Here is a 659-nt window from a genome sequence, read left to right on the forward strand (position 1 = left end):
CGACGCTTGCTGTCGGCCTCACGAATTATCCAGGCTAGGCCAAGCTAGCCTCAGCCATGCCCGATCCCGCGCCCGAGCCCCCTGCCCTGCCGCCCGAGCTCGCCGCCGGCCCGGGCACCGTGACCCTCTCGACCAGCCTGCTCGGCGACCTCCAGGTGCTCGGCACGCCCGAGCAGGCCGCCACCCTGCAGGCGCTGGCCGCCCGCGCCGCGGTCTATGCCACCCGCGCCCGCGGCGACGGCACCCGCCGCACCTACCGCTCCGCCTGGCGCGCCTACGAGGTCCGGTGCAGCGGCCTCGGCCGGATATCCTTGCGCCAACGCCAGGGTGTGGCCCTATTGCCCATGGGCGGGTTCTGGAAGCCGTCGTCACTCCTCTCGCTTCGCCGGCAGGCGGCGTAGATCCTGGCGCCGGAACAGGTGCGCTCGATCCATTCGAACTTGGCCGGCAGCAGCAGGCGCGCCGCTGTCTTGTCGTTGGTATAGGTGAGCACAGGCCCTTCACGGCCGAGGGGAGGGTATCATGGATCGCGCGGTCGGCCTCGGGGCTGCCGGCTTCAACCTTGCCGAGACGGTCAGCCAGCCAGATAAGGCGATCGAGAGGGTCATAGCTCTGGTTCATGCTAGCCTGGATAATTCGTGAGGCCGACAGCAAGCGTC

1 protein-coding gene is annotated in these 659 nt (G+C 69.7%); it reads left to right on the forward strand.

The genetic code is table 11. The features are described from left to right. Positions 1 to 56 precede the first annotated feature (56 nt). On the forward strand, positions 57 to 401 hold the full coding sequence (locus QWZ14_RS09080) for a hypothetical protein (RefSeq protein WP_290316314.1): 345 nt from the start codon (positions 57 to 59) through the stop codon (positions 399 to 401). Positions 402 to 659: the final 258 nt, after the last annotated feature.

The sequence above is a fragment of the Paeniroseomonas aquatica genome (assembly GCF_030409335.1).
Taxonomy (GTDB): Bacteria; Pseudomonadota; Alphaproteobacteria; order Acetobacterales; family Acetobacteraceae; genus Belnapia; species Belnapia aquatica.

Coding starts and splice junctions, on each gene's coding strand:
- QWZ14_RS09080 (WP_290316314.1), top strand. CDS start 57: ATGCCCGATCCCGCGCCCGAGCCCCCTGCCCTGCCGCCCGAGCTCGCC.